20 protein-coding genes are annotated in these 20,197 nt (G+C 63.4%); 17 read left to right on the top strand and 3 right to left on the bottom strand.

What is annotated here, in order from left to right; all coding sequences use genetic code 11:
* Positions 1-105 precede the first annotated feature (105 nt).
* From NITMOv2_RS09640 to NITMOv2_RS09630, 3 genes are all read left to right on the top strand, one after another.
* The gene (locus NITMOv2_RS09640) at positions 106-552 is read left to right on the top strand and encodes an Hsp20/alpha crystallin family protein (protein WP_053379664.1); all 447 of its coding nucleotides are present in this window, start codon (positions 106-108) and stop codon (positions 550-552) included.
* Positions 553-746: 194 nt separating this feature from the next.
* Positions 747-2,204 (top strand): class II fumarate hydratase, encoded by a 1,458-nt coding sequence (locus tag NITMOv2_RS09635; RefSeq protein ID WP_053379663.1) that lies wholly within the window; start codon positions 747-749, stop codon positions 2,202-2,204.
* A 116-nt stretch (positions 2,205-2,320) separates the two neighbouring features.
* Complete coding sequence (locus tag NITMOv2_RS09630) at positions 2,321-3,673, top strand: FAD-dependent oxidoreductase (protein WP_053379662.1); 1,353 nt, start codon at positions 2,321-2,323, stop codon at positions 3,671-3,673.
* A 19-nt stretch (positions 3,674-3,692) separates the two neighbouring features.
* On the opposite strand, the gene NITMOv2_RS09625 is transcribed toward NITMOv2_RS09630, so the two are convergent.
* Complete coding sequence (locus NITMOv2_RS09625; RefSeq protein WP_053379661.1) at positions 3,693-4,553, bottom strand: NAD(+)/NADH kinase; 861 nt, start codon at positions 4,551-4,553, stop codon at positions 3,693-3,695.
* Positions 4,554-4,799: 246 nt separating this feature from the next.
* On the opposite strand from NITMOv2_RS09625, the gene NITMOv2_RS09620 reads away from it, so the two are divergent.
* The 14 genes from NITMOv2_RS09620 (at position 4,800) to thiE (ending at position 18,701) form a co-directional block, all read left to right on the top strand.
* Positions 4,800-7,226: an ATP-dependent Clp protease ATP-binding subunit gene (locus NITMOv2_RS09620; RefSeq protein ID WP_053379660.1), complete on the top strand. Its 2,427-nt coding sequence runs from the start codon at positions 4,800-4,802 to the stop codon at positions 7,224-7,226.
* 122 nt (positions 7,227-7,348) lie between these two features.
* The gene (tsaD, locus tag NITMOv2_RS09615; protein WP_053379659.1) at positions 7,349-8,437 is read left to right on the top strand and encodes a tRNA (adenosine(37)-N6)-threonylcarbamoyltransferase complex transferase subunit TsaD; all 1,089 of its coding nucleotides are present in this window, start codon (positions 7,349-7,351) and stop codon (positions 8,435-8,437) included.
* Between the two features lie 116 nt (positions 8,438-8,553).
* Positions 8,554-10,140 carry a GTPase HflX gene (gene hflX, locus NITMOv2_RS09610; protein ID WP_202967345.1) on the top strand — a complete coding sequence of 529 codons (1,587 nt, stop codon included), beginning with the start codon at positions 8,554-8,556 and terminating at the stop codon, positions 10,138-10,140.
* Positions 10,141-10,173: 33 nt separating this feature from the next.
* Entirely contained in the window at positions 10,174-10,827 is a 654-nt protein-coding gene (nth, locus tag NITMOv2_RS09605) for an endonuclease III (RefSeq protein ID WP_053382044.1), read from the top strand.
* The gene (locus NITMOv2_RS09600) at positions 10,824-11,693 is read left to right on the top strand and encodes a YicC/YloC family endoribonuclease (RefSeq protein WP_053379657.1); all 870 of its coding nucleotides are present in this window, start codon (positions 10,824-10,826) and stop codon (positions 11,691-11,693) included. The genes nth and NITMOv2_RS09600 overlap by 4 nt, the downstream gene beginning before the upstream one ends.
* Positions 11,690-12,406 (top strand): guanylate kinase, encoded by a 717-nt coding sequence (gmk, locus tag NITMOv2_RS09595; RefSeq protein ID WP_083447899.1) that lies wholly within the window; start codon positions 11,690-11,692, stop codon positions 12,404-12,406. The genes NITMOv2_RS09600 and gmk overlap by 4 nt, the downstream gene beginning before the upstream one ends.
* 18 nt (positions 12,407-12,424) lie before the next feature.
* Positions 12,425-12,790 carry a DNA-directed RNA polymerase subunit omega gene (locus tag NITMOv2_RS09590; protein ID WP_053379656.1) on the top strand — a complete coding sequence of 122 codons (366 nt, stop codon included), beginning with the start codon at positions 12,425-12,427 and terminating at the stop codon, positions 12,788-12,790.
* A 2-nt stretch (positions 12,791-12,792) separates the two neighbouring features.
* Positions 12,793-14,046: a bifunctional phosphopantothenoylcysteine decarboxylase/phosphopantothenate--cysteine ligase CoaBC gene (gene coaBC / locus NITMOv2_RS09585; RefSeq protein WP_145976257.1), complete on the top strand. Its 1,254-nt coding sequence runs from the start codon at positions 12,793-12,795 to the stop codon at positions 14,044-14,046.
* 4 nt (positions 14,047-14,050) lie between these two features.
* Positions 14,051-14,719: a tetratricopeptide repeat protein gene (locus NITMOv2_RS09580; protein ID WP_053379655.1), complete on the top strand. Its 669-nt coding sequence runs from the start codon at positions 14,051-14,053 to the stop codon at positions 14,717-14,719.
* 99 nt (positions 14,720-14,818) lie between these two features.
* Positions 14,819-15,316 carry a type II 3-dehydroquinate dehydratase gene (gene aroQ / locus NITMOv2_RS09575; protein ID WP_053379654.1) on the top strand — a complete coding sequence of 166 codons (498 nt, stop codon included), beginning with the start codon at positions 14,819-14,821 and terminating at the stop codon, positions 15,314-15,316.
* A 47-nt stretch (positions 15,317-15,363) separates the two neighbouring features.
* Positions 15,364-15,924: an elongation factor P gene (gene efp / locus NITMOv2_RS09570; RefSeq protein ID WP_053379653.1), complete on the top strand. Its 561-nt coding sequence runs from the start codon at positions 15,364-15,366 to the stop codon at positions 15,922-15,924.
* Positions 15,921-16,490, top strand: a complete 570-nt coding sequence (gene accB, locus NITMOv2_RS09565; protein ID WP_053379652.1) for an acetyl-CoA carboxylase biotin carboxyl carrier protein — start codon at positions 15,921-15,923, stop codon at positions 16,488-16,490. The genes efp and accB overlap by 4 nt, the downstream gene beginning before the upstream one ends.
* 167 nt (positions 16,491-16,657) lie before the next feature.
* Positions 16,658-17,998, top strand: a complete 1,341-nt coding sequence (gene accC, locus NITMOv2_RS09560; protein WP_053379651.1) for an acetyl-CoA carboxylase biotin carboxylase subunit — start codon at positions 16,658-16,660, stop codon at positions 17,996-17,998.
* A 61-nt stretch (positions 17,999-18,059) separates the two neighbouring features.
* Positions 18,060-18,701 (top strand): thiamine phosphate synthase, encoded by a 642-nt coding sequence (gene thiE, locus NITMOv2_RS09555; RefSeq protein ID WP_238590500.1) that lies wholly within the window; start codon positions 18,060-18,062, stop codon positions 18,699-18,701.
* On the opposite strand, the gene bioD is transcribed toward thiE, so the two are convergent.
* Together bioD and NITMOv2_RS09545 are read right to left on the bottom strand one after the other, a co-directional pair.
* Positions 18,619-19,392, bottom strand: a complete 774-nt coding sequence (gene bioD / locus NITMOv2_RS09550) for a dethiobiotin synthase (protein WP_083447898.1) — start codon at positions 19,390-19,392, stop codon at positions 18,619-18,621. The genes thiE and bioD overlap by 83 nt on opposite strands.
* A gap of 11 nt (positions 19,393-19,403) precedes the next feature.
* A complete protein-coding gene (locus NITMOv2_RS09545; RefSeq protein WP_083447897.1) occupies positions 19,404-20,162 on the bottom strand; it encodes an SDR family NAD(P)-dependent oxidoreductase in 759 nt (252 codons plus the stop codon).
* Positions 20,163-20,197: the final 35 nt, after the last annotated feature.

Below are 20,197 nucleotides of genomic sequence, written 5' to 3'. Positions count from 1 at the left end.
GACTCGGTCGGACTGCGATTTATCTGCCCTCCAGACGGCAGGACTGGCGCAGCGCCTCCGGACAATAATCAACGATACGCATCATCGGGGAAGGAGGAGGTGTGTATGACACTCGTACGGTGGGATCCGTTTCGTGAGCTCGAAGAAATGTCCGATCGATTGAATCGTGTGTTCTCCCGGCCCGCGTTGCGGACCAATGGGAAAGAAAATCTCACGGTCGCCGATTGGATACCGACCGTCGACATCAGCGAAACCGACGGGGAGTATCTGATCAAGGCGGAGCTTCCGGAAGTGAAGAAGGAAGACGTGAAGGTGACGGTGGAAAACGGCGTACTGACGCTGCAGGGCGAGCGCCGGCAGGAAAAGGAGGAAAAGGGCAAGAAGTTCCACCGGGTGGAGCGGTCCTACGGCAGCTTCGTGCGGAGCTTCACCCTGCCAGAGTCGGTGGAGGAAGGCGGCGTCAAGGCCGAATACAAGGACGGCGTGCTGAACCTGCATCTGCCGAAGAGCGAGAAGGTGAAGCCGAAAGCGATCGAAGTGAAGGTCGCGTAAACGCCGCTTCAGCGACACCTGCAGTCCCCTACGAAAGGCCCGCGCGGAGCGGGCCTTTCTTTTTTTCGCGCCGCTCCCGAGGCCGGCCGTCTCCCGCGCCGAACCCTGCCCTTGTGTCCGCGGCGCATGAACGTTTATCATGCCGCCCGCATCCGCACGAACTTTACGGTAACCCTTACGATGGAGCGGCACGCATGAAGAACGGTTCAGTGGTCAGGCCCTCGCCCGCCGGCAAGCCGGGCGGAGCGACGCGCATCGAACGCGACACGATGGGCGAGTTGGCCGTCCCGGCCGAAGCCTATTACGGCGTCCAAACCGCCCGGGCCATCGAAAATTTTCCGATCAGCCCATTGCGCATGCCGCGCTCCGTGATCCGCGCCATGGGATTGATCAAACGCGCCGCCGCGTCGGTGAATCAGTCGCTCGGCCTCTTGGAGAAACGCCAGGCCGATGCGATCAAACAGGCGGCGACCGAAGTCGTGGAGGGGACGCTCGACGGAGAGTTTCCGGTCGATATCTTTCAAACCGGCTCCGGCACCTCCACCAACATGAACACGAACGAAGTCATCTCCAACCGCGCCACCGAGCTGCTGGGCGGCGCGCGGGGCAGCAAGCTCGTGCATCCGAACGATCATGTCAACCTGGGCCAATCCAGCAACGACGTCATTCCGACCGCCATTCACATCGCCGCGTCCGAAACGATTCAGCGACAGCTGATCCCGTCATTGACCCGTCTACAGAAGGCGCTCGCGAAGAAGGCCCGCGAGTTCGACAAGATCGTCAAGATCGGCCGCACCCATTTGCAGGACGCCACGCCGGTCCGGCTCGGCCAGGAGTTCGGCGGCTACGCGCGCCAGATCGAATTGGGCATCGCACGCATGAGGCGCGCGCAGGAAGCGCTGAGCGAGGTGGCGCTGGGCGGCACCGCCGTGGGGACCGGTCTCAATTGTCACCCGCAGTTCGCGCGCAAAGTGATGGCGATCATCTCCAAGGAGACCGGCTGTCCGTTCAAAGAGGCGGCGAACCATTTCGAAGCGCAATCCGCGCAGGACTCGCTGGTCGAAGCGAGCGGCGAGTTGCGGACCCTGGCCGTGAGCCTCACCAAGATCGCCAACGACATCCGCTGGCTCGGGTCCGGGCCGCGGTGCGGCCTGGGCGAGATCAATCTGCCCGAGACACAGCCGGGCTCGTCCATCATGCCCGGCAAAGTGAATCCCGTCATCGCCGAATCGGTCACGATGGTGTGCGCGCAGGTCATCGGCAACGACGTCACCGTGACGGTCGGCGGGCAGGCCGCGAACTTCGAGCTGATCGTCATGCTGCCGGTCATGGCGTACAATCTGCTGCAATCGATCGAGTTACTGGCCGCGGCCTCCAACAACTTCGCCGCCAAGTGCATCGAAGGGATCAAAGCCAACGAAGAGCGCTGCAAGAGCCTGATCGAAGAGAGCCTCGCGATGTGCACGGCGCTTGCGCCGGAAATCGGCTATGAGGCCGCGGCCAAGCTGGCGAAAGAGGCGTACAAGTCCGGCAAGACCGTGCGCCAGGTGGCGCGCGAGCAAAAGGTGCTGCCCGAAAAGCGCCTCGCCGAACTGCTCGATCCCTGGCGCATGACCGAACCGGGCGGTCCGGTCGGCAGCGCGGGGGGATAGGGAAGGCGTCTCGCGGGCCGACGGTTCTTTTTGACAGTCTCTCGGCGGCTATGCTAAAGTCCGCGCCATTGTTGAGGTTCTAGACACCCTCTACTCACTTCTCCCAGGGAAAACGAATGAGCGCACAGAAACCCCATGTCATTATTGTGGCTGGTGCCGGACCGGCCGGTCTGGCCGCGGCGGGATCATTGGCGGAAGCAGGCCACGAAGTGATCATCCTGAATCGGGACATCAAGTTCGGCGGGTTGGCGGAATACGGGATCTTTCCGAGCAAGCTGAAGCTGCGCGGCGGGTTGAAGAAGCAATACTGGGAGTTGCTCGAACGGCCGAACGTCCATTACTTTGGGAATGTCTCGATCGGGAACGGCAAGGATCTCACCGTTGACGAAGTCCGGGAACTCGGCGCTAGCGCCGTCGTGTTCGCGATCGGCGCGCAGGGCACCAAAGCCATCGGCGTGGAAGGGGACAGCGCCAAGGGCGTCTTCCACGCGAAAGACGTGGTCTATCACTATTGCCGCCTACCGGGCTTCGGCGACCGCCCCTTCGACATGGGGAAACACGTCGCCGTGATCGGTGCGGGCGACGTCATGGTCGATATCGCGCACTGGTTGACGCGGTATAAGAAGGTCGACCGGGTGACCGCCATCGTACGGCGCGGACCGGCCGAACGGAAATACAACCCGAAAGAGATCCGGGCGGTCTGCGCCAATATGGATCTGGACGGCATCAAGGCCGAGTTTGCCCGGATCAAAGATCGCCTGATTGCGGTCGGCCAGAACCCGGATGAGATCTACAAGGGGCTGGTCGACGAATTCACCAAGTGCGAGCCTAAGGTAAGCGAGACGAAGATGGGCTTCCGCTTCCTGGCTTCGCCCAAGAGAATCCTCGTCGACGGCAATAACCGGGTGCGCGCGCTCGAGATGGAAGACAACAAGTTGGAGACCAAAGGGGAGGATACCGCCGCCGTCGGGCTCAGACAGTACTATGAGTTTCCCTGTGACAGCGTGGTCTTCGCCGTCGGCGACAAGGTCGATGAAACGGTCGGGCTGCCCTACAAAGGCGGCGTCTTCGTCACCAACCCCAACAAGACCGGCAACGACCCCGACGACGCGCTCTTTCAAGCCTATGATGAAGCGACCGGCAGAGTCGTCGAGGGCGTCTTTCTCGCCGGGTGGGCGAGGAAAGCCAGCGAAGGGCTGGTCGGCGTAGCAAAGCGCGACGGCGATTGGTGCGCCGAAGTCGTGAGCCGCTATCTGGCCGGCAAGCCGGCCGGTGCGGAACCGAAGGTGGTGCTCGATAAGCTTCTCGCCACGCTCAAACAGAAGAAAAGCCGGCCGGTCACCGTCAAAGAGCTCCGCATTTTGGAGGAAGCGGAAAAGGTGCACAAGGGAACGACGGACGCCATCGGCGAGTTCAAGTACGTGACGAATCAGGAGATGATCGCGTTGATCGAGCGGCAGAAAGTCTGACGGGCCAATCCCCTTCGCGTCACCCGTCGCCCCACTTCAGTTTTTCGCGGAGCACATCATAATAGTCGCTCTCGGGAAAGCGGATCAGTCGCGTCCGATGCTCGGACGCGGAAATGACCGTCGTGTCGCCCTGGCTCATGGCGATCCCCACCTGACCGTCGAGCGTCGCCATGGCTCCGTCATCCCGGCTGGTCAGCGTGACTTCGATCTCGACATTGCCCGGCACAATCAACGGCCGATGGGTCAGCGTGTGCGGGCAGATCGGCGTGAGCATCAACGCCTGCACCGCCGGATTGACGATCGGCCCGCCGGCCGAGAGCGAGTAGGCCGTCGAGCCGGTCGGCGTGCTGACGATGAGGCCGTCGCCGCGCAGGTTCGTCACGAACCGTCCCTGGATGGCGATCTTCAGTTCGATCATGCGCGCCAACGTGCCCTTGCTGATGACGACGTCGTTCAGCACCACGCCGTGCGCGACGGTTTCGCCGTGCCGGTGCACGTGCGTCCTGAGCATCAGCCGTTCATCGAGCACGAACTCGTTCGCGAAGACCCGGTCGAGCGACGGATAGAGATGCTCCAGTCGGACTTCCGTCAAAAAGCCGAGCCCGCCCATGTTGACGCCGAGAATCGGAATGCCGCGTTCGCCGGCCAATCGCGCCGCGTTGAGCATCGTCCCGTCTCCGCCCAGCACCAGCAGCACGTCCGCCTTGCCGGCCAACTGCGTTTTCTGCAGCCCGCCCGGCTCGCCGAGCAGCGTCGCCGACGTGTGATCAAGAATCACGTCGATGCGGCGCTCCCGCAGCCAGGAGACGACCGCGTGCAGCGTCGTTTTGACTTCGGGGAATTTCGGCTTGGTAAGAATGCCGATGCTCTTGCTTTTCATCGCGATCAACGCCGGTCAAAAGGTGCGGGATTGTATAGGGACCGTTCTTTTTCTGTCAACGAAGCGGGGCGCCATCCTGGCGAGTGCGTAAGGAGAAAATGTCCGCCGCCGGGCAGGCGATTCGGCGCCGTGTCTTTTCGGCGCAACCTTGACACTCGCAAATGCTCTAGTTAGAATTAGGCCAAGTTTTTCAGCGGGTTTTGCTCGAACGCATCCATCACAGCAGCCAATCCAGAAGGAGGCAGGATGTTCGAACGATTCACGGACAAGGGTCGAAAGATCATCATCCTCGCGCGCGAGGAGGCTGAACGGCACCAGAACGACTATCTGGGGACGGAACACCTCGTCTTGGCCATCCTCCGTGAGTCCGACGGCATCGCCCTCATGATCCTCAAAAAAATGGGGCTTTCGACGGAACAGATCAGACTGGAGATCGAGCGCAACCTGCCCGGCGGCGGCACGACGATGACGTTCGGAGAAATCCCGTTCAGCCCCCGGGTGAAGAAAGTCATCGAGTATGGCGTCGAGGAAGCGCGCCTTCTCGGCCATAACCATATCGGCAGCGAGCACCTCCTCCTCGGCCTGCTGCGGGAAGAGGAGGGCATCGGCGGCAAGATTCTTCGGAGCCTCGGCGCGAATCTTTTGACCGCCCGCCAGTTGACCGTGACATTCCTGAGAAAGTCCGCTCCGCGCGAGCGCGATCGCAAGAGCAACACGCCGGCCCTCGATGAATTCGGCCGCGATCTGACCCAGCTGGCGCAGGAAGGTCAGCTCGATCCCGTCATCGGCCGCGCCGACGAAATCGAACGGGTTCTCCAGATCCTCAGCCGCAGAACGAAGAACAATCCCGTGCTGATCGGCGAATCCGGAGTGGGCAAGACGGCGATCGTCGAAGGGTTGGCGCAGCGGATCGTCCAATCGGAAGTGCCCGACAATCTGCTCTCGAGGCGAGTCATCGCGTTGGATCTCGGTTCGCTCGTCGCCGGCACGAAGTACCGGGGACAATTCGAAGAACGGCTGAAAGTCGTGATGAAGGAGATCGTCCAAGCGGGCAACATCATCATCTTCATCGACGAGTTGCATACGCTCGTGGGCGCCGGCGCGGCGGAAGGATCGATCGACGCGTCCAACATGTTGAAGCCCGCCCTCTCGCGCGGCGAGATCCAGTGCATCGGCGCCACCACCTTGGATGAATACCGCAAGCACATCGAAAAGGACGGGGCGCTGAAGCGACGCTTCCAACCCATCCATGTGCAGCCACCGAACATCGATGAGACCGTGCAGATCATCCAGGGTCTGCGGGACCGCTATGAAGAGCACCATGGCGTCGAAATCACCGAAGAGGCGATCGTCGAAGCCGTGAAGCTGTCCGACCGCTATATCACCGATCGGTTCCTACCGGACAAGGCGATCGACTTGATCGACGAGACCGGCTCGCGCGCCAAGCTGCAGACCTATGCGCTGCCCTCCGAGTTGAAGGCCATGGAGCAGGAGCTGAAGAAGGTGTCGCGCGAGAAGGAGCTGTCCATCTCGATGCAGAACTTCGAAGAAGCCGTGCGCCATCGGGAAGAAGAAGAACGGCTGCGGAAGCTGCTCGACGAATCCAAGCGGGAATGGAAAAAGAACCAGGAGAAGAACAAGCCGGTGATCGGCAAAGAAGACGTGGCCTACGTCGTCTCCAAGATGACCGGCATTCCGCTGTTCAAGCTCGAAGAGGAAGAGTCCAACAAGCTGCTCCGTATGGAGGAGTTCCTCCACAAGCGCGTCATCGGCCAGAACGAGGCCATCTCGGCAGTCTGCCGGGCGATCCGCCGGTCGCGCGCGGGGTTGAAAGAGACCAGAAAACCGATCGGGTCCTTTATATTCCTGGGCCCCACCGGCGTCGGCAAGACGGAATTGGCCCGCACGTTGGCGGAATTCCTCTTCAACAGCGAAGACGCCCTGATCCGGGTCGACATGTCCGAGTATCAGGAGAAGTTCACCAGCTCGAGGCTCTTCGGAGCTCCTCCGGGCTATGTGGGCTATGAAGAAGGCGGCCAGTTGACGGAAAAAGTTCGGCGGCGTCCCTATTCGGTCGTCCTGTTCGACGAAATCGAAAAGGCGCACCCGGACGTGTTCAACGTGTTACTCCAAGTGCTGGACGACGGCGTGTTGACCGACAGCCTCGGCCGGAAAGTGGACTTCAAGAACACGGTCGTCATCATGACGTCCAACATCGGGACCAAGATGATTCAGAAAGGCGTCTCGCTCGGCTTCCAGAGCACGGAAGGGGAGGCGGCGCGCCGGAAGAAGGAAGAGGTGTTGGGCGAGTTGCGGAAGTCGTTCAGCCCTGAATTCCTGAACCGCATCGACGAGATCGTGATCTTCCACCAATTAGAGAAGGAACAGCTCTACAGCATCCTGGATATCCTCATCCGCGAGCTGAACCTCCGCCTGTTGGAAAAGGGGATCGAGATCGAGGTCGACGACGAAGTGAAGCAGTGGCTCATCAAAGAGGGCTACGAGCCGCTGTACGGCGCGCGGCCGATGCGCCGGACGATCCAGCGCGCGATCGGCGATCCGTTGTCGGACGAGCTGATCCGGGGCCGCTTCAAAGAGAGTCGGAAGGTTAAGGTCGTGCTGCGGGACGGCGCGCCGGCTTTTATCGAACAGGAGGCGATGGCGGGAGTCTAGTACACGGCTTGTGAAGAGCGCGACGTTGCCCCAGTCCACACCGATGCACGACCCCTGCGGCGGTCCGCCGCAGGGGTCGTGTCGTCTTCTTCTCCTCCCCCGCTTCACGTCGAGGGTCGTGAATGCCTAGCTCTGCCGCTTCGTCACCCTGGACACCGAGTCCTGTCCTCGGGATCGAGTCCTCCTGTGACGAGACCGCGGGGGCCGTGCTGGACCGCGAGGGCCGCGTCCTGGCCAATGTCGTCAGCAGCCAGCATGCGGTGCACGGCAAATTCGGCGGCGTCGTGCCGGAATTGGCGGCCCGGGCCCATATCACGACGATCGATACGGTCGTGGCGGAAGCCCTGCAGCAGGCGCAGGTGTCCAAACGTGATCTGGGCGCTGTGGCCGTAACGCAGGGCCCGGGGTTGGCCGGCGCCTTGTTGGTCGGCGTGAACTATGCGAAGGCGCTCAGCTACGGCTTGCAGCTTCCGCTGGTCGGCGTAAACCATCTGGAAGGCCACATCGCCTCGGCCTGGCTTGCGGATCCCACGTTTCCCTTGCCCTGCGTGGTGCTGGTCGTCTCCGGGGGCCATACGCATCTGTATCGGCGCGAGGCCGACGGGTGCAGCGCCCTGTTGGGCTGTACCAGAGATGACGCGGCGGGCGAGGCCTTCGACAAGGGCGCGCAGATGCTTGGACTGGAATTCCCCGGCGGGCCGGCGATCGACCGGATCGCTCGTTCGGGCGATCCGCAGGCCATTGCGTTTCCTCGATTCCGGCTGCGCAAGAGCGACTTGGAGTTCAGCTTCAGCGGTCTGAAAACATCGTTGCTCTATAAGCTCCGTGACATGCCGGCTCCGCCGACGCCGGTGCAGGTCGCCGACCTCGCCGCCAGCTACCAGGAGTCCATCGTGCAGGTGCTCGTAGACAACGCCTTCGCCGCCCTGTCTCAAACCGGACTGTCCGCGCTCGCGGTGGTGGGAGGAGTATCCGCCAACTCCCGCCTCAGAGCGTTGTTGAAAGAACGGGCGGAGCGTGAACAGGTGCGTCTCTCGCTGCCGCCGATGGCGTACTGTACGGACAATGCAGCCATGATCGCCGCCGCGGGGCGTCAGGTGCTTGTGCAGCGCGGCGTCGAACCGCTTCTGCCATTGGATATTCATCCGACGACCGTGCCGAATGGACAGGGGCGCGTCCGGCCCGCCGGACGCGTCGCACGGGTTTCATAGGAGACGTTATTCCGGAGATACGCGGCCACATTACCGGCCTCCGCGCGAGCGAACTGGCGGCGATCGAGCGCCTGTATCGGCGCCGGGTTGCGCCGGATAAAATCCTTTCCCCCGAGTTGGCGCGAACGCTGTGCCAGCTGTCGCTTGACATCCGCCGGCCGCTCGCCGTACTGCTCACGCGGCGCGGCTTGGTCCAGGAAATCATCGTGGGGACGGACCTCACGCTGTCGCCCACGACGTTGGCCAAGTTCCGCGCCGGCGTCAGGTCCTTGCGCGGCCTCCGGCTGATTCGCACCCAGTTGCACGACCAACCGCTGAGCCAGGAAGCCCTCACGGATCTTGCCTATCTCCGCCTTGACCTGATCGGCGTCCTCTCCGTGACCTCGGACGGCAACCCCGGCAACCTGTATCTGGCCCATTTGCTCCCCCCCAGCGAGACGGGCCAGCTCTTCAAGGTCCTCAAGGCCGTCCCGCTCCATCACTGTACGATCGCCTTCGATGAATTCATTGAAGAGCTCGAGGCCGACCTGCAAGCCGCGCGCGGACACCATACCGTCGGGGGCGGCAAGGAGTCGGCCATCTTGGTCAGCGCCTCGCCGCAGGGGAAGGCCGAGCAGGAAGATCGGCTGGTGGAGTTGGCCGAGCTCGCGACCTCGGCGGACGTGACGGTCATCGACCGGATGGCGCAACGGACGCCGGACGGCCATCAGCGGTATCTGCTCGGCAGCGGCAAGCTCAAGGAAGTGCTGATCCAAACGCTGCACAAGGGCGCCGACATGGTCATCTTCGATCAGACGCTCACGCCGGCTCAGTCTCGGGCGATCTCCGAGATGACCGACATCAAAGTCATCGACCGGACCCAGCTGATTCTGGACATCTTCGCCCGCCGCGCGCACAGCCGAGAAGGCAAGGTGCAGGTGGAGCTGGCGCAGCTCCGGTACATGTTGCCGCGGTTGTCGGGCAAAGGCACGCACCTGTCCCGTCTCGGCGGCGGCATCGGCACCCGAGGGCCGGGCGAAACGAAATTGGAAACCGACCGCCGGCGCATCCACGATCGGATCACGCATCTGGAGCGCGAATTGGCCCATTTCGCGCGGCATCAAGATCAGCGCCGGGCGCGGCGCGGCCGCCACGGCTTGCCGGTGATCTCACTCGTGGGCTATACGAACGCGGGCAAATCGACGCTGCTCAACGTGCTGACCAAGAGCCAGGTCTCCGCGCAGAACCGCGTCTTCGAAACACTCGATACCACCAGCCGGCGGCTGCGCTGCCCGGAAGACCGCGAAGTGATCGTGACCGATACCGTCGGCTTCATTCGGGATTTGCCGAAAGAGCTGGTCGGCGCATTTCGCACGACGCTGGAGGAGCTCCGCGAAGCCGATCTCCTCTTGCATGTCGTGGACGCAAGCGCGGCGGACATCGACATACAGATCACCGCCGTCACCGACATTCTCCAAGAACTGCATCTGGATACCATTCCGAGGTTGCTGGTCTTCAACAAGTGTGACCGGCTGCCGGCGCACCAGGTGGAGCCGCTCTGCCGCCGCTACCGGGCCATCGGCATTTCGGCGTTGAATCCGGCAACGCTGCGTCCGCTGCTGGCGCAGTTGGAAGCGCACGTGCGCTCATTGACGGCGGAGACTCCGGCGTGGCCGGATTTCCATCCAGACCGCGACCTGGTCGCGCTTGCATCTCGCCGCTGACCCCTGCACAATCAGCCCGCTGTGAAGAACGTGATGCGCCGTCGCTCAGCCGCAGCCTCGGATCGCCCCGCGCGGATCGCCGAGAACCTCCGCCGCGCCATGCCGGAGGCCCGGGTAGAACTGAACCACCGCTCGCCCTGGGAACTGCTCGTCGCCACGATCCTGTCCGCGCAATGCACCGATCAACGCGTCAATCAGGTGACCCCGGCCCTCTTCACCCGGTACCCCGGTCCCCACGAGATGGCGAAGGCCAAGCCCGCCGAATTGGAAACGTTGATCAAATCCACCGGCTTCTACAAGAGCAAAGCCAAGAACCTGGTCGGATGCGCCCAGGCGGTCGTGGAACGGTTCCAGGGCGAGGTGCCAAGGACCATGGACGAATTGACCACCATCCCGGGCGTCGGGCGGAAGACGGCCAACGTCATACTCGGCGGGGCGTACGGGCAGCCGGCCGTGGTCGTCGATACGCATGTCATCCGCGTCGCGAACCGGCTGGCGCTGACCGGGTCCGGTGATCCGGTGGAGATCGAGCGGGATCTGCAGCGGATCTATCCTCGGGAGGAATGGACCGGCGTGTCCCAGCGCCTGCTGCTCCATGGGCGCTACACCTGCGTGGCCCGGACGCCGCGTTGCGGCGTCTGTCCCATCTATGACGAATGCACGTGGAAAGGAAAACTGCCGCGATGATCACCAGCATGACCGGCTTCGGACGGCGGCAGAGCCCGGATGGCGCCGTGACCGTCGAAGTGAAGTCGGTGAACCATCGTTTTCTGGAAACCTCCATCAGACTGCCCAAATCGATGGGCGCCCTGGAAGAGACGTTCAAGAAGGCCATCCAGCAACGCTGCGCGCGAGGCCGAGTGGATCTGACGGTCTCGCTGCAGGGCGGCCGGGGCCAGCGGTCCCTGCAGCTTGACGCTGAGTTGGCGAAACAGTACCATCGGGCACTCCGCTCCCTCCAGCGTACCCTCAAGCTCGGGGGCTCCATCGACATAGGGCTGGTGGCCGGGTTTCGCGACATTGTCGGACTCTCCGATCAACCGGCCGATGACCCGAAGCTTGCCAAGATGGTGGAGAAGCACGGCCTGCAGGCCGTGCAGGACTTGGCCGCCATGCGCAAGAAGGAAGGCCTCCTGCTGGCGCGCGATATTTTGGGGCGGCTGGAAACGTTACGGACCATGAAGGCGGCGGTCGCCGTCCGGGCTCCGTCGGTGGCCGGAGAGGCGTTCGACCGGATGAAGACGCGGGTCGAGAAACTGCTGGGGGAGGCGATTCCGGATCTGCCCCGCCTGCATCAGGAGTTGGCCGTCTACGCGGATCGGTCCGACATTACAGAAGAATTGGTCAGGTTAGACGCCCATATGCTACAGTTTGAGCAGACGATCCACAGCAGCGAATCGGTCGGAAAAACATTGGATTTCCTGGTCCAGGAGATGGGCCGGGAAGTGAACACCGTCGGCTCCAAAGCCAACGACGCGACCATCACGGCGTCCGTCGTCCAGATGAAGGCTGAACTGGAGCGCATCCGCGAACAGATTCAAAACGTCGAATGACGACCGCCGCCACCACAAGCAGCCTGCCGTCCGCGCCGAATCAGGGGCATCATGGGCCCGAACGGCGGGGCATCCTCTTCATCATTTCGGCCCCCTCCGGGACCGGCAAAACGACGTTGTGCAAACAACTCACCACCTCGGTGGCCGGTCTCTGGCATTCCGTCTCGTACACCACGCGAAAGCCTCGGCCGGGAGAAGAGCACGGGCGGGAATATTTCTTCATCGACGAGAAAACCTTCCAAGGCATGATCGAGCGCAACGAGTTCATGGAATACGCGCACGTCTACGGCAACTGGTACGGCACGCCGCGCAAAGCCCTGATGGACAAGATGGAGCAGGGCATCGACGTGCTGCTGGAAATCGACGTCCAGGGCGCGATGCAGGTCAAGAAGAAATTCGAGGACGGCGTCTACATTTTCATTCTGCCTCCGTCCATGGACACCCTCCGCGCCCGATTGCAGAGCCGGGCGTCGGATGCGCCGGAAGAAATCCTGCGCCGGCTGCAGAAAGTCAAGGAAGAGGTCTGGAGCTACCGCGAATACTATTACATCGTCCGCAACGACGACCTCACCCAATCGCTGCGCGAGCTGCAAAGCATCTTTGTGGCCGAACGCCTCAAGACCAAGCGGCTCGACATGCAGTGGCTGGAGCAGAACTTCATTCTCGAAAAAGAGACGAAACCGACCGATCGTGACAGTCCATCCACCAAATAGCAGGGAGCAGACGCGACCATGATTGACATGCTGAGCTTGTTGCCCCAGTACTCTCCGAAGGAATTCGATTCGCGCCACCGGCTGGTGATCGTGGCCGCCCAGCGGGCCAAGCACTTGACCCAGGGCGCCAAACCGACCGGCCCGTCGCGGTTCGCAAAGGAAACGACGACCGCCTTGGACGAAGTCTTGCGCGGCAAGGTGAAGTTCCTCACCGGCAAGGAGGCGCGGGACGCGATGAAGGAAGCGAAGCGCGGCAAAGAAGGCGAGAGCGAGCGGTTGGCGATGATGACCGGCGAAGACGCCCGGGAGATCAAGAAAGAGCTGAGCGTCTACGTGGACGATACGGCGAAACCGGCTCCCGCGCAGGCCTCCGGCGAGGAGTAGCTGTGACGGCGGACGCCCCTCAGCGTGCCGCGCTGCGCGGACGCCGCCTGGTCTTGGGCGTCACGGGCAGCATCGCCGCGTACAAGGCGGTGAGCCTGCTTCGCGCGCTGACCGCCGAAGGGGCGTCAGTGTCGGTCGTCATGACCCGATCCGCCACGCGATTCGTCACCCCGCTCACGTTCGAAGTGCTGTCGGGCGCGCCGGTCACGACCGATTTGTTCGAGGCGCACCAAGAGATGAAGCATCTGTCGATTCCGGAACAGGCCGACGCCGTGCTCGTGGCGCCGGCCACGGCGAATTTTCTCGCCAAGGCGGCCGTCGGGCTCGCCGACGATGTGTTGTCGACCATGCTCCTGACGGCGCGCTGCCCCTTGGTCGTCGCGCCCGCCATGGACGGTGATATGTGGAACCATCCGACGGTGGTGCGACACGTGGCCGAGTTGCGCGCGCGCGGCGTGGCCGTGATCGATCCCGACGAGGGGCCGCTGGCGTCGGGCCGCATCGCGCAAGGGCGGCTCGCCTCGGAAGACAAGATCCTGGAGGCCGTACGGCAGGCCGTGATGCCACGGGCCGATTGGCGCGGGCAGCGCGTCCTGGTGTCGGCCGGGCCTACTCAAGAAGCACTCGATCCGGTTCGCTTCCTGTCCAACCGGTCTTCCGGCAAAATGGGTTATGCCGTCGCGGAAGCGGCGCGCGACCGGGGCGCGGAGGTCGTCCTGGTCACCGGACCAACAGCCCTCCCGCCGCCGGCTGGCATGGCCGTCGTCACGGTGACGACGGCGCAGGAAATGGCGGATGCCCTCTCCCAACGGTTTGCCTGGGCTACGGTGGTCGTCATGGCGGCGGCTGTCGCGGATTTCCGTCCCACGGAGCCGGCGCGGCAGAAAATCAAGAAACAAGGACAGAGCCGGCTGTCGTTGGAGCTCGAGCCGGCGCCCGATATCCTGGCCATGCTCTCGGCCATGCGCACGTCGCAATTGTTGATCGGCTTCGCCGCCGAAACAGAGGACCTGGTGCCTCATGCACAGGCCAAGCTCCTCGCGAAGGGCCTGGACCTGATCGTAGCGAACGATGTGACCAGAGTTGGGGCGGGCTTCGGCAGCGACGACAACGCGGCGGTCGTGCTGTCGAGAACCGGCCCGCCCCGAGAGTTCGGCTTGATGCCGAAACGCCGGCTCGCGGATGAACTCCTCACCGCAGCATTGGAGCTCGCGCGCGCCGGGACAGTATCACGGCCCATGACGGTGACGGAGTAGGCCTATGCCCTCGGGGCCATCCAGAGGCGGCAATGCCGCCGAGATCGACCGCCTGGCGCTGGCCTTGGCCAAGGAGCCGGGATCCAAGGCCTTCATCCCGCTGGCGGAGGAATACGGCAAGGCCGGGATGTGGCAGGCGGCGGCGGCGGTTTTGGAGGACGGGCTCAAGGCCTATCCCAATTTCATCACCGCGATGGTCGCGCTCGGCCGCGTCTACGACCAGCTGAATCAACCGGTCAAGGCCAAGGCGATTCTCGAAGAAGCGGTGAAACTCAGTCCCGAGAATCTGCGGGCGCACCGGACACTGGCGAAGATTTACGTCGCCCAAGGCGCCAAAGAATCGGCGTTGCGTTCCTGCCAGGTCATCCTCTCAGTCAATGCGCAGGATGAAGAAGCCTTGTCGCTGCGCGCCGCGCTGGGGACCCCCGAACCGGCCACCGCGCAGGCGGTGACGGACGTGGAGCCGCCGGCCGCTGCAACCGGTGGGCGCCCGGCCGACGAATCCGATAGCCAGGAACCGATCGCGATGGACCCGCCTCCGCGGGCGACCGGCGCCGAATCCTCGTCGGCTCCGGCGCGTCCGGCCGCTGCACTCCGGCTCGAGCGATGGCTCGGCTCCCTTCAGGCGCGCCGGCGGGACCGCGAACCCCCTCGGTATCCAGCCGCCTCGTAAGGTCTCTCGTTTGACCCCCTGTGACGGGACTGCTAGAATGCCGCCTCATATCAATCGTGTGTGCGGAAATCCCTGGGTCGGAGGCCGCTTATAGCTGCCATGCGTCGCGTGTTGGTCCTGCATGGTCCGAATCTCAATCTGCTCGGGAACCGGGAACCATCCATTTACGGCAAGACCTCGCTCGACGCGATCGACGCGGCGCTCGCCGAGCTGGGCGACGAGTTAGGGATCCAGCTGGACATCCGGCAATCGAACCTTGAGGGCGAATTGGTCACGTGGATTCAAGAAGCGCGCACCGGGTACGACGGCATCGTAATCAATCCCGCCGCCTACACCCATACCAGTGTGGCCATACGGGACGCGCTGGCGGCCGTCGATTTGCCGACGATCGAGGTGCACCTCTCGAACATCCACCGGCGGGAAGAGTTCCGCCGGCATTCATATATCTCGGGGGTTGCGCTGGCGCAGATTTCCGGCTTCGGACCGACCGGCTATCTCCTCGCCTTACGCGGCCTGCACGAGCATCTGGCCTCGAACGGAACCAAGCCTGCGGCTCGATCCCGGCCGGCCGCCCGGACCCGGGCCGGCAAACAGTGATTTGAACCACGCCGAACACGGGCCGAGTCAAGGAAAGGACGCGCAAGGTGATTTCGACCGTCGATTTTCGCAATGGTGTCCGCCTCATGGTGGAAGGCGAGCCGTTTTACATCGTGGAGTTTCAACACGTGAAGCCGGGCAAGGGCGGCGCCTTCGTCCGGACCAAACTGAAGAGCTACCTTTCCGGCAACGTGCTCGACCGGACGTTCCGGTCCGGCGAACGGTTCGACGAGCCGGACTTGGAAGAGCGGGAGATGCAGTTTCTCTACGCGACCGGCAACGACTATACCTTCATGGACACCGAAACGTACGAGCAGCTGACCTTCGGCAAGAATCAGCTCGGCGAGAATGCGGACCTGCTCAAGGAAAACATGGTCGTTAAGATTCTGATCTACGAGCACCGACCCATCGCGGTGGAGCTGCCGATCTTCATCGAGCTCAAAGTCGTGGATGCGGAGCCGGGCGTGCGCGGCGATACGGCGTCGGGCGGCACCAAGCCGGCCGTGGTCGAAACCGGCGCGACGATCAAAGTGCCGCTGTATCTGGAGGTCGGGACCGTGATCAAGATCGACACCCGCACCAGAGCCTATGTGGAGCGCGTCCGGTGAGCCCGCGCCGATCCACCCGATCCAAACGGAAGACGCGTCCCATCATCCTTCCGCAGCAGTTCGGCGGATCGCAGCCGGTTCCGGAGGCCCTGCTCACCGGCTCCCAGACGAAGCAGATCCAAGAGCTCATCGATCTTCTCCGAAAGAACAATCTCACCGAATTGGAGTTGGAACGCCAGGGTGTCCGCATCCGCGTGCGGCACGAAGTCGGCGTCAAGACCGTCACGGCGTCCGTGCAGGAATCCCTGCCGCCGGCGGCTCACACAGCCGGGCAGCCGGCCGCCACCGCCGGCCCGGCGCAGGACAACGCCAGCGGCATGGTGACCATTACCTCGCCGATCGTCGGCACGTTCTACCGCTCGCCCTCGCCTGACGCCGATCCCTATGTCGAAGAGGGCGACGTCGTCAAAAAGGGGCAGGTCCTGTGCATCGTCGAAGCGATGAAGCTGATGAACGAGATCGAATCCGAAACCGATGGCCGCATCGTGAAGATCCTGGCGGAAAGCACGAAATCGGTCGAGTATGGACAGGCGCTGTTCCTCATCGATCCCAAAGCCACCGCTTAGCAGGATGCTGAAAAAAACCGCCAGCGGCGTTCTCGCGTCGCTCAGATCCTCAACGTACCCCGGGGGGTACGCCTCGGCCCTTCGCTCGCTGCGGCCTTGCTGGCCGGCCTTTTTGAGCATCCTGCAGTCCGCTGAACCATCTTCGCCATCGCCGGTGGAGCTGACGCGTGTTTAAGAAAGTCCTCGTCGCCAATCGCGGAGAAATCGCCCTGCGGGTGATCCGTGCGTGCAAAGAGCTCGGCATCAAGACCGTGGCGATTCATTCCGAAGCCGACGCGGCCGGCCTGCACGTGCGGGCGGCGGACGAGAAAGTCTGCGTCGGTCCGGCCGACGCCGCCCTGAGTTATCGCAACATTCCGAACGTCCTCAGCGCGGCCGAAATCACCGGCGCCGACGCCATCCATCCCGGCTACGGGTTTTTGTCCGAGAACGCGCACTTCGCCGAGGTCTGCGAGTCGATCGGGATCAAGTTCATCGGCCCGACCTCGGAAAACATCGCCATGATGGGCGACAAGGCGAAGGCGCGCGAAATCGTCGCGCGGCGCGGGCTACCGGTCACGCCGGGCAGCCCGGGCGAGGTGCGCAGCGAGGAAGAGGCCCTCCAAGCCGCGCAGAAGATCGGCTTTCCGGTCATCATCAAGGCGACCGCAGGCGGGGGCGGGCGCGGCATGCGCGTCGTCAACAAGGCCGAGGACCTGGGGAGGGCGTTCCAAGCCGCGCAGGCCGAAGCCAAATCCACGTTCGGGAACGAAGGCGTCTATCTCGAACGGTACTTCCTCGAACCGCGCCATATCGAAGTGCAGGTGCTGGCCGATCATCGCGGCCACGTCATCCATCTCGGCGAGCGGGACTGTTCGATTCAACGGCGGCATCAAAAGCTCGTGGAGGAAACGCCGTCGCCGGCGGTCGACGACAAACTGCGAAAAGAGATCGGCCGGGTCGCCGTCGAAGCGGTCAAGGCCGCGCATTACCGGAACGTCGGCACGGTCGAATTTCTGCTCGACAAAGATCGCAATTTCTTTTTCATGGAAGTGAACACCCGCATCCAGGTCGAGCATCCGATCACCGAAATGGTGACCGGCATCGACTTGATCAAGGAGCAGATCCGGCTGGCGGCCGGCCATGCCTTGTCGTTCAGACAACAGGACGTCGCGCTGAACGGCCACAGCCTAGAGTGCCGCATCAACGCCGAGGATCCGGAAAGATTTACGCCGTCGCCCGGTCAGATCACCAAGTACTGCGCGCCCGGCGGATTCGGTGTCCGCGTCGATTCGGCGATGGAATCCGGTGCCGTGGTCGTGCCGCATTACGATTCCATGATCGCCAAGCTGATCACCCACGGCCGCGACCGCCAGGAATCCATGGCCCGCATGCGCCGGGCCCTCGACGAATTCATCATCGACGGCATCAAGACCACCATCCCTCTCCACCGCCGCATCCTCGACGACCCCGACTTCCAAAAAGGCCACGTCTCGACGACGTTCCTCGAACGGTTTTTGGCGGGGTAACGTTTGTTCCATTCCTTGGCACCTAGCGACTCTCACCCGCTCCCGGCTACAATCGAGCCCCATGTCTCCGATGCCCCAGCTATCCGGTCTGTATCTCATTCTCGATCCGACGGTCTGTCGCACTCGTCCGTGCACCGATATGTTGCGGGAGAGTGCATCAGCCGGCGTGCGGCTCGTTCAGTACCGAAATAAATCCGCTTCGATGAAAGAGGCCTATGCCGAGGCCTTGGCGTTGCGGCACATTGCGGCGGACCTCGGCGTGACCTTTATCGTGAACGATCGCTGCGATTTGGCCTCGGCGGTGGAGGCTGACGGGGTCCATCTGGGGCAATCCGACTTGCCGTATGCCTATGCACGGAAGATCATGGGGCCGGACAAGCTGATCGGGCTTTCGACGCACAATGCGGACCAAGTCAAGGAAGCGGAGCGGCTGCGGCCGGACTACATCGGCTTCGGGCCGATCTTCAAGCCCGGCTCGAAGGAGGATCACGATCCGGTGACCGGCATCGAAGGCCTCAGACAGGCCCGGTCGCTCACGTCGCTGCCGATCTTCGCCATCGGCGGGATTGCGACGGAGAACGTGCAGGAGGTGATGTGCGCCGGAGCGAATGGCGTCGCGATCATCTCGGCGATCCTGACGGCGCCGGACATTTCGCGCGCCGTCGGCGACTTTCTCGAGCGGCTGCCAACACCAGCTTCATAAGTTTGCCCATCTCCCTGTTCTCAACCAACTTCGACAAGGCTTGCACGGTTCGTGCTGCCATCCCCGGGTGATGGGGGAGGGGACCGACCACCGGCACTCCCGCGCGCTCGCGGAGCAGACTCACCGTCGACTGTGCTTGCCGCCGCGCCAGAGCTGTCCGCGCCGGTGTGGGATGATTCAAGACCACGGCCAGAACGGGGATCTTGCGCCGGCGCAGCGTATCCACGGTCAACCGCGCGTGATTGACTCCGCCTAATCCGGCTCGCCCCACCACCAGCACCGGCGCTTGGAGCATCGCGATGAGATCCAACACGTCCGCCGCCGCGGTGAGCGGCACATGCAGGCCGCCCACACCTTCGACCAAGAGGAGGTCGTGCCTGCGTTGCAGCCGGCGATACGCCTGCCTGATGGTAGAGAATCGAATGGGGCGCCGTTCGACCCTAGACGCGTCCAGCGGCGCGACCGGCAGCCGGAAGGCATAGGGTCTGATGAGCTCGAGGGCATCCGACACCTGCGCCACCTGCTTCAGGAACCACGCATCGGATCGGCGCTCGATCACCACGCCGGTCTCAATCGGCTTCATCACACCGACGGAGTATCCACATCGGCGCAGCGCCGCGGCCAAGGTCGCCGTCGTGACGGTCTTTCCGACGCCCGTGTCCGTGGCGGTCACAACAATGGTTCGTTTCATGGGCGGCGCGGTCACAGGTCCCGGCTGTCGCAGTTCCAGACCTGGCCCGACAGGTCTCCGAGCTGCGCGACATACAGGATCGTGCGCGCCACTTCTTCGAGCCTGGCCGGCCGGCGGAGCGCATGATCCAGCCACCCCGCTTCGGGCATCGCTTCTTCAGAAAGTCCGGTCCGTTGCCAACCTGGCAGCACCATGTTCACCCGAATGTTGGCGGCTCCCCACTCCTTCGCCGCCGTTTTGACCAGTCCGATCAAGCCCGCTTTCGAAGCCGCATAGGCCGCCTGTCCGGAGGCCCCGTGCCATCCGGCGTAGGAGCCCACGACGATGATCGATCCACCGCCGCGCTCGATCAGCACGGGCGCGGCCGCGCGCAGGCAGTGGAACGTCCCGGACAAGTTCGTCGCCATGACGTCCGTCCACTGTTCCTCCCGTTGCCGCAGCACCACGGCCGATGCAGCGACGCCGGCGTTGCAAATCAGGACCGGCGGAACGGGGACGGCACCGGCAAAGTCTTGGACCATTCGGCGCACGGACTCGGCTTCACGAATATCCGCTTGGTACAACGATCCCGTTCCGCCGGCCGAGACGAGCTCGTCCAGTGCCGCTTCGGCCGACTGCTTGTTTCGCCCATAGTGGACGCCGACATGCCAGCCGGCCCTCCCGAACTCGCGGCAGATCGCACGGCCGATCCCGCCGGACGCGCCGGTGACGAGCACGGCGGGAGGACCGGCATGTCGCGAGGGGTCAGTCTGATCTCGCTCGGGAGGCATGCGCGGGATTATGGGTCGCACTGCGCGCCAACGCA

Origin of the sequence: Nitrospira moscoviensis (assembly GCF_001273775.1) — a bacterium.
Lineage (GTDB): Bacteria > Nitrospirota > Nitrospiria > Nitrospirales > Nitrospiraceae > Nitrospira_D > Nitrospira_D moscoviensis.
The sequence above is the reverse complement of the archived record's forward strand: the minus strand, read 5'-3'. Positions and strand labels throughout refer to the sequence as shown.